Source organism: Streptomyces sp. CLV115 (genome assembly GCF_038448545.1).
Classification (GTDB): domain Bacteria; phylum Actinomycetota; class Actinomycetes; order Streptomycetales; family Streptomycetaceae; genus Streptomyces; species Streptomyces sanglieri.
The window spans coordinates 1-1,706 of the sequence record NZ_JBCEWQ010000340.1; the positions used below are offsets into that span (position 1 = coordinate 1).

General features: G+C 76.3%; 1 protein-coding gene. It reads left to right on the top strand.

The window, feature by feature from the left end:
• A partial coding sequence (gene malQ / locus AADR41_RS42015; protein ID WP_342287732.1) for a 4-alpha-glucanotransferase occupies positions 1–1,634 on the top strand: 1,634 nt, incomplete at its 5' end.
• Between the last annotated feature and the right edge of the window lie 72 nt (positions 1,635–1,706).

Sequence of the window (1,706 nt, forward strand, 5' to 3'; positions counted from 1 at the left end):
GCTTCCTCGTCCAGCTCTACTCCCTGCTCTCCGACCGTTCCTGGGGCATGGGCGACCTCGGCGACCTCGCCGACCTCGCCGCCTGGTCCGGGCGGACGCTGGGCGCCGGCTTCGTCCAGGTCAACCCGCTGCACGCCGCGGTGCCCGGCCGCCCCTCCGACCCGTCGCCCTACCGCCCCTCCTCGCGCCGCTTCCCCGACCCCGTGCACCTGCACATCGAGTCCATCCCCGAGTACGGGCACGTGAGGGACCGGGGCGCCCTCGACGATCTGCGGCAGGACGCCGCGACGCTCAGCGACACCGTCCTGAACAAGGGCGCCCTGATCGACCGTGACGCCGTCTGGGAGCTCAAGCGGCAGGCTCTCGAACTCGTACGGGAGGTGCCCCTCGGTCCGGGCCGCCGCGCCGCGTACTGCGACTTCCTGGCCGGGCAGGGGCAGGCCCTGGAGGACCACGCCCTGTGGTGCGCCCTCGCCGAGGTGCACGGCCCCGACTGGCACACCTGGCCCGCCGGGCTGCGCGACCCCCGCTCCAAGGAGACCGCCCGCGCCCGCGGCGAGCTGCTGGACCGGGTCGACCTCCACTGCCGGCTCGCCTGGCTGACTGACGGTCAGCTCGCCGACGCCCAGCGCGCCGCGCTCGACGCGGGCATGTCCGTCGGCGTCGTCCACGACCTCGCCGTCGGCGTGCACCCCGGCGGCGCCGACGCCTGGGCCCAGCAGGACGCCTTCGCGCACGGCATGTCCGTCGGCGCACCCCCGGACGCCTTCAACGCCCGGGGTCAGGACTGGGGCCTGCCGCCCTGGCGCCCGGACGTCCTGGCCGCGTCGGGCTACGCCCCGTACCGCGGACTGCTGCGCGGGCTCCTCGCCCACGCGGGCGCCCTGCGCATCGACCACGTCATGGGCCTGTTCCGGCTCTGGTGGGTGCCCGAGGGGCGCCCGCCCACCGAGGGCACCTATGTCACCCACGACGCCGAGGCGATGCTCGCCGTCCTCGTCCTGGAGGCGCACCGGGCCGGCGCGGTCGTCGTGGGGGAGGACCTCGGCACCGTCGAGCCCGGGGTGCGCGAAGAGCTGGCCCGGCGCGGGGTGCTCGGCACCTCCGTCCTCTGGTTCGAGCGGGACTGGGCGGGCACCGGCCGCCCGCTGGCCCCCGAGCAGTGGCGCGAGGAGTGCCTGGCGACGGTCACCACCCACGACCTGCCGTCCACCGCGGCCCGGCTGAGCGGCGACCATGTGACGCTGCGCCACCGCCTGGGCCTGCTCACCGGCCCCCTCGACCAGGAGCTGACGGCGGACGCGGCGGACACCGCCGAATGGCTGGGGTACCTCTCCAGACTCGGCCTGCTCCCCGAGGGCGAGGGCGACGAGGAGGGCGCCGTACGCGCCGTGCACCGCTTCCTGCTGCGCACCCCCGCCCGCATGACCGGCGTCTGGCTGCCCGACGCGCTGGGCGACCGCCGCCCGCAGAACCTCCCCGGCACCTGGGACCAGTACCCCAACTGGCGCCTGCCCGTCGCCGACGCGGAGGGCCACCCGGTCACCCTGGAGGAGCTGGCCGCCGCGCCCCGCCTGCACCGGCTGATGGAAGTCTTCGAACGACGCGGGGACCACCCGGAGTCCACCCGGTGACCCGGCCCGCGATCCGGCCGCGGCGAGGCCCGCGGCCAGGCCCGTTTCGGCACGCGCAACCCCACCCCGGAC